15 protein-coding genes and 1 pseudogene are annotated in these 16,272 nt (G+C 66.2%); 12 read left to right on the top strand and 4 right to left on the bottom strand.

Annotation, left to right across the window (positions count from 1 at the left end; genetic code table 11):
- Positions 1 to 42 precede the first annotated feature (42 nt).
- The 4 genes from A9G05_RS10205 to A9G05_RS10190 all read left to right on the top strand — a co-directional run bounded on the left by A9G05_RS10205 (position 43) and on the right by A9G05_RS10190 (position 4,153).
- A complete protein-coding gene (locus A9G05_RS10205; protein WP_069560862.1) occupies positions 43 to 1,005 on the top strand; it encodes an NAD(P)H-quinone oxidoreductase in 963 nt (320 codons plus the stop codon).
- A gap of 224 nt (positions 1,006 to 1,229) precedes the next feature.
- Positions 1,230 to 1,793: an alkyl hydroperoxide reductase subunit C gene (ahpC, locus tag A9G05_RS10200; protein WP_044406148.1), complete on the top strand. Its 564-nt coding sequence runs from the start codon at positions 1,230 to 1,232 to the stop codon at positions 1,791 to 1,793.
- Positions 1,794 to 1,931: 138 nt separating this feature from the next.
- The gene (gene ahpF / locus A9G05_RS10195; protein ID WP_069560861.1) at positions 1,932 to 3,485 is read left to right on the top strand and encodes an alkyl hydroperoxide reductase subunit F; all 1,554 of its coding nucleotides are present in this window, start codon (positions 1,932 to 1,934) and stop codon (positions 3,483 to 3,485) included.
- A gap of 179 nt (positions 3,486 to 3,664) precedes the next feature.
- Positions 3,665 to 4,153: a GNAT family N-acetyltransferase gene (locus A9G05_RS10190; RefSeq protein WP_069560860.1), complete on the top strand. Its 489-nt coding sequence runs from the start codon at positions 3,665 to 3,667 to the stop codon at positions 4,151 to 4,153.
- A gap of 17 nt (positions 4,154 to 4,170) precedes the next feature.
- On the opposite strand, the gene A9G05_RS10185 is transcribed toward A9G05_RS10190, so the two are convergent.
- Positions 4,171 to 4,767 carry an NAD(P)H-dependent oxidoreductase gene (locus A9G05_RS10185; protein ID WP_069560859.1) on the bottom strand — a complete coding sequence of 199 codons (597 nt, stop codon included), beginning with the start codon at positions 4,765 to 4,767 and terminating at the stop codon, positions 4,171 to 4,173.
- Positions 4,768 to 4,927: 160 nt separating this feature from the next.
- On the opposite strand from A9G05_RS10185, the pseudogene A9G05_RS28070 reads away from it, so the two are divergent.
- Positions 4,928 to 5,221: pseudogene (locus A9G05_RS28070) on the top strand (putative quinol monooxygenase); the annotation flags it as partial.
- Positions 5,222 to 5,373: 152 nt separating this feature from the next.
- Here A9G05_RS28070 and A9G05_RS10175 read toward each other — a convergent pair.
- Positions 5,374 to 6,372 (bottom strand): AraC family transcriptional regulator, encoded by a 999-nt coding sequence (locus A9G05_RS10175; RefSeq protein WP_069560858.1) that lies wholly within the window; start codon positions 6,370 to 6,372, stop codon positions 5,374 to 5,376.
- Between the two features lie 322 nt (positions 6,373 to 6,694).
- Here A9G05_RS10175 and A9G05_RS10170 point away from each other — a divergent pair, with 322 nt between their 5' ends.
- The 5 genes from A9G05_RS10170 to A9G05_RS10150 all read left to right on the top strand — a co-directional run bounded on the left by A9G05_RS10170 (position 6,695) and on the right by A9G05_RS10150 (position 13,143).
- Entirely contained in the window at positions 6,695 to 7,999 is a 1,305-nt protein-coding gene (locus A9G05_RS10170; RefSeq protein WP_069560857.1) for a dicarboxylate/amino acid:cation symporter, read from the top strand.
- Between the two features lie 198 nt (positions 8,000 to 8,197).
- Positions 8,198 to 9,337: an acyl-CoA dehydrogenase family protein gene (locus tag A9G05_RS10165; protein WP_069560856.1), complete on the top strand. Its 1,140-nt coding sequence runs from the start codon at positions 8,198 to 8,200 to the stop codon at positions 9,335 to 9,337.
- A 52-nt stretch (positions 9,338 to 9,389) separates the two neighbouring features.
- Entirely contained in the window at positions 9,390 to 10,226 is an 837-nt protein-coding gene (locus A9G05_RS10160; protein ID WP_069560855.1) for an amidohydrolase family protein, read from the top strand.
- A gap of 66 nt (positions 10,227 to 10,292) precedes the next feature.
- Positions 10,293 to 11,930 (top strand): AMP-binding protein, encoded by a 1,638-nt coding sequence (locus A9G05_RS10155; RefSeq protein ID WP_069560854.1) that lies wholly within the window; start codon positions 10,293 to 10,295, stop codon positions 11,928 to 11,930.
- A gap of 19 nt (positions 11,931 to 11,949) precedes the next feature.
- Entirely contained in the window at positions 11,950 to 13,143 is a 1,194-nt protein-coding gene (locus A9G05_RS10150) for a CaiB/BaiF CoA-transferase family protein (protein WP_069560853.1), read from the top strand.
- Positions 13,144 to 13,164: 21 nt separating this feature from the next.
- Here the strand turns inward: A9G05_RS10150 and A9G05_RS10145 are convergent, their stop codons facing one another.
- A complete protein-coding gene (locus tag A9G05_RS10145) occupies positions 13,165 to 14,079 on the bottom strand; it encodes a DUF6685 family protein (protein WP_069560852.1) in 915 nt (304 codons plus the stop codon).
- 153 nt (positions 14,080 to 14,232) lie between these two features.
- Here A9G05_RS10145 and A9G05_RS27185 point away from each other — a divergent pair, with 153 nt between their 5' ends.
- Positions 14,233 to 14,457 (top strand): DUF2835 domain-containing protein, encoded by a 225-nt coding sequence (locus A9G05_RS27185; RefSeq protein WP_069560851.1) that lies wholly within the window; start codon positions 14,233 to 14,235, stop codon positions 14,455 to 14,457.
- A gap of 54 nt (positions 14,458 to 14,511) precedes the next feature.
- Positions 14,512 to 15,549 (top strand): quinone-dependent dihydroorotate dehydrogenase, encoded by a 1,038-nt coding sequence (locus tag A9G05_RS10135; RefSeq protein WP_069560850.1) that lies wholly within the window; start codon positions 14,512 to 14,514, stop codon positions 15,547 to 15,549.
- 89 nt (positions 15,550 to 15,638) lie between these two features.
- Here the strand turns inward: A9G05_RS10135 and rmf are convergent, their stop codons facing one another.
- Complete coding sequence (gene rmf, locus A9G05_RS26485) at positions 15,639 to 15,854, bottom strand: ribosome modulation factor (RefSeq protein WP_074968920.1); 216 nt, start codon at positions 15,852 to 15,854, stop codon at positions 15,639 to 15,641.
- Positions 15,855 to 16,272: the final 418 nt, after the last annotated feature.

The raw sequence follows: 16,272 nt of genomic DNA, 5'->3' as shown, positions 1-16,272 counted from the left end.
GCGGTCAGCGCCGGGCGGGTCCGGGGTCACTATGGAGGCAGCGTGAAAGCATTGCAAGGCATTGAAGGCCGCGTGGAGTGGGCAGAGCGCACGGTTCCGAGCTGTGATGTGGGCCAGGTCAGAGTCCGTGTCGCTGCGGCGGGTTTGAACCGTGCCGACCTGCTCCAGGCAGCGGGTCATTACCCCCCGCCGCTGGGTGCCAGCGACGTGATCGGGCTGGAGTGTTCCGGGGTCATAACCGAGGTCGGTCCCGGGGGCGCCTGGGAGGTTGGTGACCGGGTCTGCGCGCTGCTGGCGGGCGGTGGCATGGCCGAGGAGGTGGTGGTGGATGCTCGCCATGCCTTGCCGGTACCGGAGGGGCTGTCCCTGGCTGAGGCGGCCGCTGTGCCTGAGGTGTACGCCACTGCCTGGCTCAACCTGTTCCAGCTCGCCGCGCTTGGCGCGGGTGAAAAGGTGCTGCTGCATGCGGGCGCCAGCGGCGTCGGTTCGGCGGCCATCCAGTTGTGCAAGGCGTTCGGCAACCCGGTCTGGGTCAGCGTGGGTTCGGCTGAGCGACTGGCTTATTGTGTGAGCCTGGGCGCCCAGGGCGGCGCGCTGCGGGGCGATGAGCTACAGGGCCTCAAGGATTTCGGCCCGTTCGACGTGATACTCGACCCGGTCGGTGGCAGCTATGCCGCGCTGAACCTTGACCTGCTGGCTCACGACGGTCGCTGGGTCAACATCGGCCTCATGGGCGGCCGCAAGGCCGAGCTGGACATGGCACAGGTTCTGGGCAAGCGCATCCAGCTCATCGGCTCCACCCTGCGTAACCGCGACGACGCCTTCAAGGCTGATCTGCTGCGTGATCTGCACCAGCAGGTCTGGCCGCTGTTCGCCGAGGGGCGTGTGAAGCCGCAACTGGAAAAGGCCTTTGCGGCGGCCGACATCCAGCTCGCATTCGACACGCTCGCGAGCAACCAGGTGGCCGGCAAGCTGGTGGTCGTACTGGACGAGAGCCTGTCGTGATGGTCTGATCGTCGGCCGTTCATCGGCGAATTCTCGGCGCAGAGGGCCTGGCCAGGGCCTGCTGAATCGCTGCAGGGCCCGTAGTCACTGGTCTGCAGCATTGATTTAGTAAACCAATGATGGCGATGCTCTCAATCAATAAGCTCTTTACCGAGTAACCGCCTAGTATTCGTCGGGTAGATTTTTCAACCCACCCTTCACCCATGGAAAAGAGGTCTAACTGGATGTCTCTGATCAATACCTCCGTACAACCCTTCAAGGTCAACGCTTTCCACAATGGCAAGTTCATTGAGGTCACCGAAGAGTCCCTCAAGGGCAAGTGGTCGGTCCTGATCTTCATGCCGGCAGCCTTCACCTTCAACTGCCCGACCGAGATCGAAGACGCCGCCAACAACTACGCCGAGTTCCAGAAGGCCGGTGCCGAGGTCTACATCGTGACCACCGACACCCACTTCTCCCACAAGGTGTGGCACGAAACCTCCCCGGCGGTCGGCAAGGCTCAGTTCCCGCTGATCGGCGATCCGACCCACCAACTGACCAACGCCTTCGGCGTGCACATTCCGGAAGAAGGCCTGGCCCTGCGCGGCACCTTCGTGATCAACCCGGAAGGCGTCATCAAGACCGTCGAGATCCACTCCAACGAGATCGCCCGTGACGTGTCCGAGACCCTGCGCAAGCTGAAAGCTGCCCAGTACACCGCTGCCCACCCGGGCGAAGTGTGCCCGGCCAAGTGGAAGGAAGGTGCCGCTACCCTGGCCCCGTCCCTGGACCTGGTCGGCAAGATCTAAGTCACGCAATACCCTTCCCCCGGTGGCCGGCCGACCGGCTGGCCACCCTGCACAAAGCCCGAATCCGAGCGAGCAGGGCGGACGCAGCAGCGTCCGCCGCGGGGACCCCTTACGCCCGAAATACCCAAGGAGTCAGTCATGTTGGACGCCAATCTTAAAACCCAGTTGAAGGCCTACCTGGAAAAGGTCACCCAGCCGTTCGAGATCGTCGCGTCCCTCGATGACAGCGACAAATCCCGCGAATTGCGCGAGCTCCTGCAGGAAATCGTCGGCCTGACCGACAAGATCACCCTGCGCGAAGACGGCAACGACGCCCGCAAGCCCTCCTTCGCCCTGGAGCGCCCGGGTGCCGAGATCAGCCTGCGCTTCGCCGGCATCCCCATGGGCCACGAGTTCACCTCCCTGGTCCTGGCCCTGCTCCAGGTCGGCGGCCACCCATCCAAGCTGGACGCTGCCGTGATCGAGCAGATCAAGAACCTCGAAGGCGAGTTCAACTTCGAAACCTACTTCTCGCTGTCCTGCCAGAACTGCCCCGACGTGGTGCAGGCGCTGAACCTGATGGCCGTGCTCAACCCCAACATCCGCAACGTGTCCATCGACGGCGCGCTGTTCCAGGATGAGGTCGAGCAGCGCCAGGTCATGTCCGTGCCCAGCATCTACCTGAACGGTGAGCTGTTCGCCCAGGGCCGCATGGGTGCGGAAGAGATCCTCGCCAAGATCGACACCGGCGCCGCCGCCCGCGACGCCGAGAAGCTCAGTGCCAAGGACGCCTTCGACGTGCTGGTGGTAGGCGGTGGCCCAGCCGGTGCCTCGGCCGCCATCTACGCCGCTCGCAAGGGCATCCGCACCGGCGTTGCCGCCGAGCGCTTCGGCGGCCAGGTGCTGGACACCATGGCCATCGAGAACTTCATCTCCGTCCCGGAGACCGAAGGCCCGAAACTGGCCCGCGCGCTGGAAGAGCACGTCAAGCACTACGACGTCGACATCATGAACCTGCAGCGTGCCAGCGCCCTGATCCCGGCCAAGGCCGAAGGTGGCCTGCACGAAGTCAAGTTCGAGAGCGGTGCCAGCCTCAAGGCCAAGACCGTGATCCTCGCCACCGGCGCCCGCTGGCGTGAGATGAACGTCCCCGGCGAGCAGGAATACCGCGGCCGCGGCGTCGCCTACTGCCCGCACTGCGACGGCCCGCTGTTCAAGGGCAAGCGCGTTGCGGTGATCGGCGGGGGCAACTCCGGTGTCGAGGCGGCCATCGACCTGGCCGGCATCGTTGCCCACGTCACCCTGATCGAGTTCGACAGCAAGCTGCGCGCCGACGCCGTCCTGCAGAAGAAGCTGCACAGCCTGCCCAACGTCGAGGTGATCACCAGTGCGCTGACCAGCGAAGTGAAGGGCGACGGCCAGAAGGTCACCGGCCTGACCTACAAGGACCGCACCAACGACGAGTTCAAAACCCTGGAGTTGGAAGGCATCTTCGTCCAGATCGGCCTGCTGCCCAACAGCGACTGGCTGAAAGGCACCGTCGAGCTGAGCCCCCGTGGCGAGATCATCGTCGACGCCCGTGGCGAAACCTCGCTGCCCGGCATCTTCGCCGCCGGCGACGTCACCACCGTGCCGTACAAGCAGATCGTCATCGCGGTCGGCGAGGGTGCCAAGGCCTCCCTCAGCGCCTTCGATCACCTGATCCGCAACTGATCGGTCGACGCTCCACCCCAAAAGGCAGCCCTCGGGCTGCCTTTTTTGGGTTAGTGCGAGTCGTCCATGCCGACGCCGGACATGCTCCTTGGGCGATTCATGGGCAGCGATTATGCTCGGCGCTCTTTTGCCGACAGCACCGTCCCCGCCTTATCCAGGCCAATCGGCAGGGAGTCCCCGTGAGCCTTCACATCCGCCCGGCCGTGCGCAGCGACGCCCGCCAGATCCTCACCTTCATTCTCGAACTGGCCCGATATGAAAAGGCCGAGCATCAGGTGGTCGCCACCGTCCCGGACATCGAGCAGAGCCTGTTCGCCTGCGACTCGCCGGCCCAGGCGCTGATCTGCGAGGTGGAGGGGCAGCCCATCGGCTTCGCCGTCTACTACTACGCCTATTCCACCTGGCTGGGCCGCAAGAGCCTCTACCTGGAAGACCTCTACGTCTCCCACGAGCACCGTGGCCTGGGTGCTGGCAAGGCGTTGCTCGCGCACCTGGCCCGGGTGGCCTGCGAGAGTGGCTGCCGCCGCATGGAATGGATGGTGATGGAGTGGAACGAGCCCGCGCTGGCGTTCTATCGCCGCCTGAGCGCGGGCCCCCTGGAGGACCTGGTGCGCTATCGCCTCGCCGACGACGCGCTCCAGGCCCTGGCCGAAACCCGCCCGGCCTGAAGCAGCCGCTCGGAGCCTCAGGTCGGAGAGCCGACGCCAAAGACCTCGGCCAGGTGCGCCCGGTAGCGGGCCACGTCGCCGTCGATGTCGGGGCGCTTCATCACATCCACCGCGAGGAAGGTCGGCAGCGGCTGCATGCCGAGGAACTGGTTGGCCTTGTGGATGGGGAAGTACACCGCGTCCACGCCCTTGGCTTCGAAGAAGTCGGTGGGGTCGTCGAAGGCCTGCCGGGGCGCATTCCAGGTGGCGGAGATCATGTAGCGCTTGCCATGCAGCAGGCCGCCGCTGCCGTACTTCTGCGAGGCGTCCGAGCGGGTACGGCCATCGTTGGCATAGAGGCTGCCGTGACCGGCGGTGAACACCTCGTCGATGTAGCGCTTCACCGTCCAGGGCGCGCCCATCCACCAGCCCGGCATCTGCCAGACGATCACATCGGCCCAGAGGAATTTCTGCACTTCCTCGGCGATGTCGTAGCCGCCGTCGATGAAGGTGGCCTGCACCTCGAATCCGGCGCGGTCGAGGAAGGCGAGGGCCGCCTCGTGCAGGGTCTGGTTGTAGCGACCGTCAGAGTGGGCGAACTGCTTGCCGCCGTTGAGCAGGAGAATCTTTTTCATGGCCAGGGCCTCATGGGAGCGAAGAATGGCCGGCAGCGTAGCGAGTGGCAGGTGCGGGAAACACCGTCTCCCGCTCAAATCGCCTTTGCGTGAAAGTCATGAATCGGCCGCGGACCCGTGCGCTAGGCTGGTGCTCTCTTTGACCCCCGACGGAGTGCCCATGACCGCGCCCTATGCCTTCATCCTCCATGCCCAGTTGCGCCCGGAGAAAGCCGATGACTTCGAGGCGCTGTTCCGCGCCTATGTCGAACCCAGCCGCGCCGAGGCCGGCTGCCTGGAGTACCACATGCTGCGGGATGCTCAGGACCCGACACTGTTCATCTTCTTCGAGGTCTGGCGCTCGCGGGCGGATCTGGAGTTCCACGCCGCCTTGCCCCACATGCAGGCGTTCCACGCCCGGCGCATGGAGTACCTGGTGCGGGACTTCGAGATCCGCGAGGTGGCGGTGCTCAGCGAAGTGGGAGAGGAGGGTGCGTTGAGGTGCGTGCGGGGGCTTCAGGTGTTCTGGGCGTTCGCTGGGACTTGGACGCCGCAGAGCTCCCGGACTGAAGTCCGGGCTACGTCCGGGTTACGTCAGGGCTACGGCCAGGAACAAGCGGGGGCGGGTCAGGCTTCCTGGGCGCGGTAGGCGCCGGGGGTGAGCCCCGTCCATTTCTTGAAGGCGCGGTGAAAGGCCGAGGGCTCGGAGAAGCCGAGCTGCTCGGCCAGGTCCTGGATGGACAGCTCGTCCCGCCCCAGGTGGTAGATCGCCAGGTCGCGGCGCAGGTGGTCCTTCAGTTCCTGGAAGCTGGAGCCTTCTTCCCGCAGGTGGCGGCGCAGGGTCTGGGGGCTCATGTGCAGCTGCTGGGCGACCCGCTCCAGGTCCGGCCAGGTGCGGCAGTCGCGCCCCAGCAGGCGGCGGATCTGGCTGGTCAGGCTGTCGCCGCCATCCGGGCGGGCCAGCAGGTCGGCGGGGGAGTGTTCGAGGAAGTGCTTCAGCGTTCGCTCGTCCTGCAGCAGCGGCATGGCCAGGTAGCGCGCATTGAACAGCAGGCTGGTGTCCGTTGCGCCAAAGCGGCGAGCGGTGGGGAAGAGCAACTCGTACTCGGCCACGTGCTCCGGCTCGGCATAGGCGAAGGTGGCTTCCTCCAGGCGGATGCGCTGGCCGATCAGCCAACTGCCCAGGCGGTGCCAGATCACCAGCAGGCTCTCCACCAGGAAGTGGTCCGGGTCCCAGAGCATGCTGTCGTCCACGCTCAGGCGCACGCACTCGCCCTCGCGCTCCAGGCGGATCATCGGGGCTTCCGGGAACAGCCCGTAGAACAGCGCGCCGCGCACCAGGGCCTTTTCCAGGGACCGGCAATGGATGATGGCGTGGCACATCATGGCGAAGGTGCCGCGCTTGCTGCGCTGCCGGCCGAAGCCCATGTACTCGTCGTCCAGCGCCTCCCACAGCAACTGCATCAGCCGGCTGAATTGCTCGGGCGCAACCCGCGCGCGGGGCTCTTCCAGCAGGGCCGGATGGATGCCGGCCTGGCGCAGCAGGGCACTGCAGTCCAGACCATGACGCGCCGGGCCACGCAGGGCGGCACGGACGAAATGGCTGGCGATGGTGCGCTCGCGCATGGGGCGGGTTCCCGGTCTGGAGGTGGCCGATGGTAGGGCGCTGCAGGAACGCGCCACAAGGGGCGGGGTGGCGGAAATCCCCCTCGCAGGTCGGCGGAAACCCGCCTGAAACGGTCGGTTCCTGAATCGTGCGGTTGGTTGTGGGCTTAGTGCCACAAGGCTTGTGGGACTTTTTTGAAGTTGGCACAAGGGCTGCAAATGGGCACAGCCGTCCATTGGTTTGGGCCGCAGAACAACAAAGCCTCCCGGCAAGGGAGGAGCCAGATACCCGGTGCTGCGGGTCCGTTACGGACCTGGTCCCCAGCACCCGAGAGGAACTGCCATGACCCGTCAACCCCTCTATAAAAGCCTTTATGTCCAGGTGCTGGTGGCCATCGCCATCGGCATTCTCATCGGGCACTTCTACCCGCAGACTGGTGTAGCCCTGAAGCCCCTGGGCGACAGCTTCGTCAAGCTGATCAAGATGGCCATCGCCCCGATCATCTTCTGCACCGTGGTGACCGGCATCGCCGGCATGCAGAGCATGAAGGCCGTGGGCAAGACCGGTGGTTATGCGCTGCTGTACTTCGAAGTCGTGTCCACCCTGGCCCTGATCATCGGTCTGGTGGTGGTCAACCTCGCCCAGCCCGGCGTCGGCATGCACGTCGACCCGACCACGCTCGACACCAAGGGCATCGCTGCTTATGCCGCAGCGGGCGAGAAGCAGTCCACCATCGACTTTCTGATGAACGTGATTCCGGGGACCGTGGTCGGCGCCTTCGCCAACGGCGACATCCTCCAGGTGCTGTTCTTCTCCGTACTGTTCGGCTATGCCCTGCATCGCTTGGGCGACTACGGCCGCCCGGTGTTCGAGTTCATCGAGCGCATCTCCCAGGTGATGTTCAACATCATCAACGTGATCATGAAGGTCGCCCCCCTCGGCGCCCTCGGCGCCATGGCCTTCACCATCGGTGCCTACGGCGTGGGTTCGCTGGTGCAGCTCGGCCAACTGATGGCCTGCTTCTACATCACCTGCCTGCTGTTCGTGCTCATCGTCCTGGGCAGCATCGCCCGCGCCCACGGCTTCAGCATCCTCAAGTTCATCAAGTACATCCGCGAAGAACTGCTGATCGTCCTGGGCACCTCTTCCTCCGAATCTGCCCTGCCGCGCATGATCGACAAGCTGCAGAAGCTGGGCGCCGACAAGTCCGTGGTGGGGCTTGTGATCCCCACCGGCTACTCCTTCAACCTCGACGGCACCTCCATCTACCTGACCATGGCCGCCGTGTTCATCGCCCAGGCCACCGACACCCCGATGGACATCACCCACCAGATCACCCTGCTGCTGGTGCTGCTGATCGCCTCCAAGGGTGCCGCCGGCGTCACCGGCAGTGGCTTCATCGTCCTGGCTGCCACCCTGTCCGCCGTCGGCCACCTGCCGGTCGCGGGCCTGGCGCTGATCCTCGGCATCGACCGCTTCATGTCCGAAGCCCGCGCCCTGACCAACCTGGTCGGCAACGGCGTCGCCACCCTGGTGGTCGCCAAGTGGTGCAAGCAGCTGGACACCGACACCCTGAACCGCGAGCTGGCCGGCAACGGTGCGACGGTTGTCGACGTTGCCAGTACCGGTGACGCACAGCGCGCCTGATACCGTTTCAACGGTTTCTCCTCCCTCCCCACGGGGAGGAGCCTTTCCAAGCCCGTCTCATGACGGGCTTTTTTATGTTCGGACGCCACCACCGCTCCCAAGAGCGCATCGGTCAATCCACCCTGAGCGCTTGCGTCATTGAGGGGCCATTCGGCCGACGCCTACCCTGCGGGACGATTCCAACAGGGGGGACCCCGCATGCAACGCCAGCACTTCGAGACCGAGCACAACCTGTTCCGCGACGCCTTCAGCGCCTTCCTGCAGAAGGAAGTGGTGCCGCACCAGGACGAATGGGAAGCTGCCGGGGTGGTGGACCGCAGCGTGTGGAAGAAGGCAGGGGAAATGGGGTTCCTGCTGCCTTGGGCGGACGAGGTATACGGCGGTGCGGGGCTCAAGGATTTCCGCTACGAACAGATCATGTGTGAGGAACTGGCCGCCATCAACGAGCCCGGTTTCATGATCCCGCTGCACTCCGCCCTGTGTGGCCCGTACATCGCCGAGTACGGCAACGAGGAGCAGAAGGCCCGGCTGCTGCCGGGCATCATCCGCGGCGAGATCATCCTCGCCGTGGCGATGACCGAGCCGTCCGCCGGCTCCGACCTGGCCGGTATGCGCACCACCGCCGTGGACAAGGGCGACCACTACGAGCTGAACGGCTCCAAGGTGTTCATCTCCAACGGCCTGCTGGCCGACGTGGTGATAGTCGCCGCCAAGACCGATCCGGCGAACAAGCACGCCATGGGCCTGTTCCTGGTGGAGCGGGGCATGGAAGGCTTCGAGCGCGGACGCAACCTGAAGAAGCTGGGCATGAAGAGCCAGGACACCGCCGAGCTGTTCTTCAACAACGTCAAGGTGCCCAAGGCCAACCTCCTGGGCGATGCCAAGGGCGGTTTCTTCTACCTGATGAACATGCTTGCCCAGGAGCGCCTGACCAACGCCTGCGGCGCGGTGGCCGGTGCCGAAGCGGCGCTGCAGACCACCCTCGACTATGTGAAGGAGCGCAAGGCCTTCGATCGGCCCGTGTCCCACTTCCAGAACACCCGCTTCAAACTGGCCGAGATGCGCACCCAGATCGACGTCGCCCAGGTGTTCACCGACCGCTGCGTGATGGACCACAACCAGAAGAAGCTCACCCCCGAGGTGGCCGCCGAGGCCAAGCTGTTCACCACCGAACTGCTGTGCAAGGTGGTGGACGAGGGCGTGCAGCTGCACGGCGGCTGGGGCTACATGTGGGAGTACCCGATCTGCAAGATGTACGCGAACGCGCGCATTCAGCGCATCTTCGCCGGCACCTCGGAAATCATGAAGGAGATCATCAGCCGCGGGATGAAGCTCTGAGGCCCGTCCCGGCTACCACCCCGTCCTGCCTGACGGCCAGGAGGCCATTGCCATGAATGCCACTGCTTCGCTGGGCGCCATCGACGCCTGGGCCCAACCCGCCAACGGCCGTGCTCGGCAGTTGCTGCCCGAGGTGGTGCGGCTGTTCGAGAAATCCGGCTCCGCGCACCTGCTGGACCAACCCCTGACCCCGGCCCAGACCGTGGCGGCCATGGACGAGGCCGGGGTGGAGAAATTGATGCTGGCAGCCTGGTGCCGGCCGGAAGGGTGGGTCTTCGACAACGACCTGGTGGCCGAGTACACCCGTGCCTTCCCCGACCGCTTCGTCGGGGTTGCCACCGTGGACCTGGCGCGCCCCATGACGGCCCTGCGCGAGCTGGAGCGGGCGGTGCAGGAGCTGGGCTGCAAGGCGCTGCGCATCGTGCCCTGGCTGTGGAAGCTGCCGCCCAACCACCGGCTCTATTACCCGCTGTTCGCCAAGTGCATCGAACTGGACATCCCCTTCTGCACCCAGGTCGGCCACACCGGGCCGCTGATGCCCTCGGAGACCGGGCGGCCGGTGCCCTACCTGGACGAGGTGGCGTTGGACTTCCCCGAGCTGCGCATCGTCGCCGGGCACATCGGCCATCCCTGGACGGAGGAGATGATCGGGCTGGCCTGGAAGCACGACAACGTCTTCATCGACACCTCCGCCTACCTGCCGCGCTACTACCCCCAGGCGTTGCTGCACTACATGGCCAGCTACGGGCGGGACAAGGTGCTGTTCGGCAGCAACTTCCCGCAGTTGTCGTTGCAGCAGTGCATGGAGCAGGTCCGCGCCCTGGGGCTCAGGCCGGAGGTGGAAGCCGCCTTCCTGCAGGGCAATGCCCGGCGGGTGTTCCGCCTCTGAACCGCGCGGCCGGATGGGCCGCCTTGCACCAGCCTCCACCACAACGACAAGCACAAGGGGGACGGGATGACTGACGCACTGCCACTGCAACAACTGGCCCACTGGGTCACCACCACGCCGGACCGGGTCTGGCTGCGCCAGCCGGTGGCGCGCCACTGGCACACGCTCACCTGGCGCCAGGCCGACGACCAGGCCCGGCGCCTGGCCAGCGCCTTGCGCGCCCTGGGCTGCGAACCGGGGGACCGCGTCGCGATCCTGGCGAAGAACTGCGCCGAATGGGTGCTGAGCGACCTGGCGATCATGCTCGCCGGGTTGGTCAGCGTGCCGCTCTACCCGCTGCAGTCGGCCGAAAGCATCGACTACGTGCTGCGCCATGCCGGCTGCAAGGTGGTCATCCTCGGCAAGCTGGACGACCCCGAGCGCCTGGCGCCGGGCCTGCCCGAGACGCTTGCGCGTATCGCCATGCCCTATCCGACCCTGCCGGCCGAGCACGCCTGGGATGACCTGCTGCGCCGCCATCCGCCCCTGGAGGACGCCCACTGGCAGCAGCCCGACGACCTGCTGAGCATCCTCTACACCTCCGGCACCACCGGCCAGCCCAAGGGGGTGATGCACAGGGCCCGGGCCTTCGCCTTCGCTTCCAGCCGCTCGGTACGGGAAATGGGCCTGGGGCCGGAGGAACAGTTTGTTTCCTACCTGCCCTTGTCCCACGCGGCCGAACGCTTCCTGGTGGAGAGCAACAGCCTGTACAGCGGGGGCAGCATCGCCTTCGTCGAATCCCTGGAGACCTTCGCCGAGGACCTGCGGATCATCCGCCCCACGGTGTTCTTCTCGGTGCCGCGCCTGTGGACGCGCTTCCAGCAGGGCGTGCTGGAGAAGCTGCCCCAGGCGAAGCTGGAGCGCCTGCTGCGCCTCCCGCTGCTGGGCGGCCTGGTGGCCCGGCGCATCCGCCGAGCCCTCGGGCTGGACCGTGCGCGGGTGCTGGTGAGTGGCGCCGCACCGATCCCGGTGGCGCTGCTGAGCTGGTACCAGCGCCTGGGCATGACCATTTGCGAGGGCTACGGCATGACCGAGAACTTCGCCTACGGCAACTTCAACCGGCCCGGGCAGGTGCGCTTCGGCACGGTCGGCCGGGTCATGCCCGACAACGAGCTGCGCATCGCCGAGGACGGCGAGGTGCTCTATCGCAGCCCCAGCCTGATGACCGGTTACTACCGGGAGCCGGAGAAAAGCGCCGAGACCCTGCGTGATGGCTGGCTGCACACCGGCGACAAGGGCCAGGTGGACGAGGCGGGCTACCTGCGCATCACCGGGCGGGTGAAGGACATCTTCAAGACCAGCAAGGGCAAGTATGTGGCCCCGGCTCCCATCGAGGGTGAACTCGCCAAGAGCCACTGGGTGGAGCAGGTGTGCCTGATGGGCAGCGGCCTGGACCAGCCACTGGCGCTGCTGGAGCTGAGCCCGGCAGCCCGTGCCGAGGCCCGGGAGCAGTTGGAGCGCGACCTGCTCTCGGTGCTGGAGCGGGTGAACGCTACGCTGTTGCCCCATGAGCGCATCCGCCATCTGGTGCTGGTGCGCGAACCCTGGACGGTGGACAACGGCTGCATGACGCCCACCATGAAGATCCGCCGCAACGTACTGGAAGACCGCTTCGCTGCGCTGGCCGCCGGGCTCGACCCGCAGCGGCCGTTGCATTGGGAATGAACCGAACCTGGGAGTCGCCATGAAAGGCCCGCTCGCGTCACTGAAGATCCTCGATTTCTCCACCCTGCTGCCGGGGCCCTTCGCCTCGCTGCTGCTGGCCGACATGGGCGCCGAGGTGCTGCGCGTCGAGTCCCCCACCCGCATGGACCTGGTGAGGGTGCTGCCACCCCATGACGGCGGGCAGTCCACCAGCCACGCCTACCTGAACCGCAACAAGCGCAGCATCGCGCTGGACCTGAAGCGGCCCGAGGCGCTGGCGGTGATCCATCGCCTGGTGGCCGAGTACGACATCCTGCTGGAGCAGTTCCGTCCTGGCGTGATGGAGCGGCTGGGCCTGGGCTACGAGGCGCTGAAGGCGATCAACCCGCGGCTGATCTACGTCTCCATCACCGGCTACGGGCAGACCGGGCCCTACCGTGACCGAGCCGGGCACGACATCAACTACCTGGCCCTGGCCGGGCTGGCCAGCTACACCGGCCGACGCGACAGCGGCCCGTTGCCGCTGGGGGTGCAACTGGCGGATATCGGCGGTGGTTCGCTGCATGGCGCCCTGGGGTTGCTGGCGGCGGTGATCCACCGGCAGTCGACGGGGGAGGGGCAGCACGTGGACGTGAGCATGACCGACTGCGCCTTCAGCCTGAATGGCATGGCCGGCGCGGGCTACCTGGGGGCGGGTGTCGAGCCGGACATGGAGAACCAGGCGCTCAACGGCGGCAGCTTCTACGACTACTACCGCACCCGTGACGGCCGCTGGTTCTCCGTTGGTTGCCTGGAGCCGCAGTTCATGGAAGCGTTCTGCGCGACCATCGGCCGGCCTGAGCTGGCGGCCCGTGGCCTGTCACCCCGCCCCGAGGACCAGCAGGCGCTCAAGCGTGCCATCGAGATCGAGTTCGAGAAGCGCGACTTCAGCGAGTGGCAACAGGTGTTCGCCGGCCTGGATGCCTGCGTGGAACCCATGCTGCCCCTCTCCGAGGCGGTGGAGCATCCGCAGGTCCGCGCCCGCGAGCTGGTGGTTGAGGTCCCGCGCGAGGGGCAACCGGCCCAGCGCCAGATGGCCTGCCCCATTCGCTTCTCGGCCGGGCTGCCGGCACCGCGCCACACGGGCGTGGCGCTGGGCGCACACACCCGGGAGGTACTGGTGGGTTTGGGCTACACCGAGGAGCAGATCGAGGCGCTGAAGGCTGCTGGCGTCACCGGGCCGGCGAAGGGCTGAGGCGCCTGCCGGCGACGGGCGTCACGTCGCGCCGGGAAGGGCGGGGGGCTTGTCCAGGAGCGTGCGCAGGTACTGCACCACGTCGGCCGCGCCGGCCAGGCGCAGCCCTTCGCCCAGGGCGGTGGCCTCGGGGTTGTCCTTGGGCAGCAGGAGGAACTCGGGGGCCTTGCCCTTGCGGTTCTTGAGCAGGCTGAGGCGGGCATAGGGAATGCCCTCGCTCATCAGCAGGGCCATGAACTCGGCGTGGCTCCAGGCCTCCACCGGCATCGACAGTACGTGGTAACGGCTGTCCAGCAGGTCCAGCCCGGTCGGGAGCAGGCGATAGGTCACCAGGTCGGCCGGCAGCGTGACTTCCATCTGCCGACGCCGGGCATAGACCACAGCGGCCGCGAAGGCCTCGGGGTGGTGGCTGCCGTGCCAGAAGACCCGGTCGCCGTACCAACTGGCCTGGTACAGGGCCAGTCGCTCGCCGGCCAGGAAGCGTGGCAGTGGTTGGCTGATGGCCTTGACGAAATCCTTGTAGCTGATGATCCGCACGTTCTTGCAGGCGGGGGTGGCGGCGTACAGCTCGAAGCTGGGGCAGGGCGGTTCCGGCTCATCGTGGCCATGGATGCCTTCCACCAGGCGCAGGTCGAAGTCGGACAGGTCGCGCCGCTCTTCCTCTACCAGGTGCACCAGCACGGCATGGGCCTGGGCCTTGTCTTCCTGCACCGGGCCGGAGAGCGCGTTGCGCGGCAGGTCCACCAGGCGTTGCAGCGGCGGACCGTTCTGCCACCAGATGTCCGGCTGCAGGGGGGGGAGCGGGGCGAAAGGCAGTTGCAGGCGGCTGGCGTGTTCCAGCACCTGGCGAGAGGCACGACCCACCAGACCCAGGCGTTGAGCCAGGGCTGCCAGGCGGGACGACAGGGTGTTCGTTGGGGACTGCGGCGAACTCATGGCCAGACAAGGACTCCCGGATCACGAGGGGGAGTTTGGCAGAGGTCGAAGATGGCTGCACGGCTTTGACGGCAACGGCAGTGATACCCTGGCGCAGGTCGGCGCTGGGTGCCGGCAGGTTGGATCATTTCGACGAACAATGAGGAGGCCTCCATGCCCAGCCTGGTGCTGGATATCTCACTGACCGCGGACCAGTTCCTCGCGGTCTACCAGGGCCACGCCAATCGGGTGATGGTGCGCAGCCGGGACGGGCGCAAGGTTAGCTTACCTGCGCATCATCTGCGGCCTTTTCTGACCCACGAAGGCATCCACGGTTCCTTCGAGCTGGTATTCGACCCCGCCAGCGGCACCCTGGAGTCATTGCGTCGCCTCGCTTGAGTCGGGTCCGGCGGCTATAATCGCCGGCCCATCCCGTCGATCGAAAACCCGCCCATGTACACCCTGGCCCGCGAGCTGCTGTTCAAACTGTCCCCGGAAACCTCCCATGAGCTGTCCATCGACCTGATCGGGGCCGGCGGACGCCTTGGCCTGAACCGTCTGCTGACCAAGGCGCCGGCCAGTCTGCCGGTCAAGGTGATGGGGCTGGAATTCCCCAACCCCGTGGGCCTGGCCGCCGGCCTGGACAAGAACGGCGACGCCATCGACGGTTTCGCCCAACTGGGCTTCGGCTTCGTCGAGATCGGCACCGTCACCCCCCGGCCGCAACCGGGCAACCCCAAGCCGCGTCTGTTCCGCCTACCCCAGGCCGAGGCGGTGATCAACCGCATGGGCTTCAACAACCACGGCGTCGACCACCTGCTGGCGCGGGTGCGTGCGGCCAAGTACGACGGCGTGCTGGGTATCAACATCGGCAAGAACTTCGACACACCGGTCGAGCGCGCCGTCGATGACTACCTGATCTGCCTGGACAAGGTCTACGCCCACGCCAGCTATGTGACGGTCAACGTCAGCTCCCCCAACACCCCCGGCCTGCGCAGCCTGCAGTTCGGTGACTCGCTCAAGCAACTCCTCGAAGCCCTGCGCCAGCGCCAGGAGGACCTCGCCGTGCAGCACGGTCGTCGCGTGCCGCTGGCAATCAAGATCGCCCCGGACATGAGCGACGAGGAAACCGCCCTGGTAGCCAGTGCGCTGGTTGAGTCAGGCATGGATGCGGTGATCGCCACCAACACCACCCTGGGCCGCGAAGGCGTCGAAGGCCTGGAGCATGGTGACGAGGCCGGTGGCCTGTCGGGCGCGCCGGTGCGGGAGAAGAGCACCCACACCGTGAAGGTGCTGGCGGCGGAACTGGCCGGGCGCCTGCCGATCATCGCCGTGGGCGGGATCACCGAAGGCCGCCACGCCGCCGAGAAGATCGCTGCCGGCGCAAGCCTGGTGCAGATCTACTCGGGCTTCATCTATAAGGGGCCGGCGCTCATTCGTGAGTCGGTGGACGCCATTGCTGCACTGCCGGGATTCGGCAAGGGGCGCTGAAATGAAAAGGGCTCCCGCTTGGGAGCCCCTGGGCTTGCGCCCGCCGCCCGGATGGGGCGTGCTTGGTGAAATCGGTCAGGTCCGAGGCATCAGCCTACGGCGTGGAGTTGATTGAGACGGTGAATGCCGGCCGTGCCGGTAAAGCCATCCCAGTGGTCGCCGCGGCCCTCCCGCCAGCCGTTGATCCAGGCTTGGCGAGTGGTGGGATGGGTGAAAGGACAAAGATCGCGGGATTTGCCATGAATGCCGTGCTGGTAACCGCGCAGAAATGCTCGTTCCATCGGATCACGCTTAAGTCTTCTCATAGGGTGTAGCCCTCATTTGTTGACTGTAATGTCCCATGGCCCGGGTGCCGGGCCTGGCAGGTCTGGCCTGCCTTCGGGAGGCGCTGCCGGCGTGGCGCCGCCCTGATCCGCTGCCGTTTCGGTAGCGGATTAAGCTGTGTTCTAACCCTTGCTCCGGGGCATTGGAATGATCGTTTTGTCATAAGGACGTAACGAACATGAGTTCCGGACCATAAGCCGAGCGGGCGTTTTTTCGCCCCTCTGAGCCCTGTGCCACCTGTGGCGCGGCCTTGCGCGAGGTTGATGTCGAGGTGCCATGAAAGCCTCGCGCCTGAGAATGAGAATTCTCCAATCCGACGAAGGGACGTTCTGCGACCTTCAGTCACATAATTCTTCGAGGTGTGGAGACATTTCCCCACCGTTGATCAGCCGAAAGGCA

Source organism: Pseudomonas sp. ENNP23, from assembly GCF_001728945.1.
GTDB lineage: Bacteria > Pseudomonadota > Gammaproteobacteria > Pseudomonadales > Pseudomonadaceae > Metapseudomonas > Metapseudomonas otitidis.
This window is presented reverse-complemented; position numbering and strand designations above follow the sequence as displayed.

Bases quoted from the DNA above. Each gene is read 5' to 3' on its own strand.
- ahpF (WP_069560861.1), top strand. From the start codon at position 1,932: ATGTTGGACGCCAATCTTAAAACCCAGTTGAAGGCCTACCTGGAAAAG.
- A9G05_RS10185 (WP_069560859.1), bottom strand. From the start codon at position 4,767: ATGAAAAAGATTCTCCTGCTCAACGGCGGCAAGCAGTTCGCCCACTCT.
- rmf (WP_074968920.1), bottom strand. From the start codon at position 15,854: ATGAGAAGACTTAAGCGTGATCCGATGGAACGAGCATTTCTGCGCGGT.
- A9G05_RS10165 (WP_069560856.1), top strand. From the start codon at position 8,198: ATGCAACGCCAGCACTTCGAGACCGAGCACAACCTGTTCCGCGACGCC.
- A9G05_RS10145 (WP_069560852.1), bottom strand. From the start codon at position 14,079: ATGAGTTCGCCGCAGTCCCCAACGAACACCCTGTCGTCCCGCCTGGCA.
- A9G05_RS10175 (WP_069560858.1), bottom strand. From the start codon at position 6,372: ATGCGCGAGCGCACCATCGCCAGCCATTTCGTCCGTGCCGCCCTGCGT.
- A9G05_RS10155 (WP_069560854.1), top strand. From the start codon at position 10,293: ATGACTGACGCACTGCCACTGCAACAACTGGCCCACTGGGTCACCACC.
- ahpC (WP_044406148.1), top strand. From the start codon at position 1,230: ATGTCTCTGATCAATACCTCCGTACAACCCTTCAAGGTCAACGCTTTC.
- A9G05_RS10135 (WP_069560850.1), top strand. From the start codon at position 14,512: ATGTACACCCTGGCCCGCGAGCTGCTGTTCAAACTGTCCCCGGAAACC.
- A9G05_RS10170 (WP_069560857.1), top strand. From the start codon at position 6,695: ATGACCCGTCAACCCCTCTATAAAAGCCTTTATGTCCAGGTGCTGGTG.
- A9G05_RS27185 (WP_069560851.1), top strand. From the start codon at position 14,233: ATGCCCAGCCTGGTGCTGGATATCTCACTGACCGCGGACCAGTTCCTC.
- A9G05_RS10160 (WP_069560855.1), top strand. From the start codon at position 9,390: ATGAATGCCACTGCTTCGCTGGGCGCCATCGACGCCTGGGCCCAACCC.
- A9G05_RS10150 (WP_069560853.1), top strand. From the start codon at position 11,950: ATGAAAGGCCCGCTCGCGTCACTGAAGATCCTCGATTTCTCCACCCTG.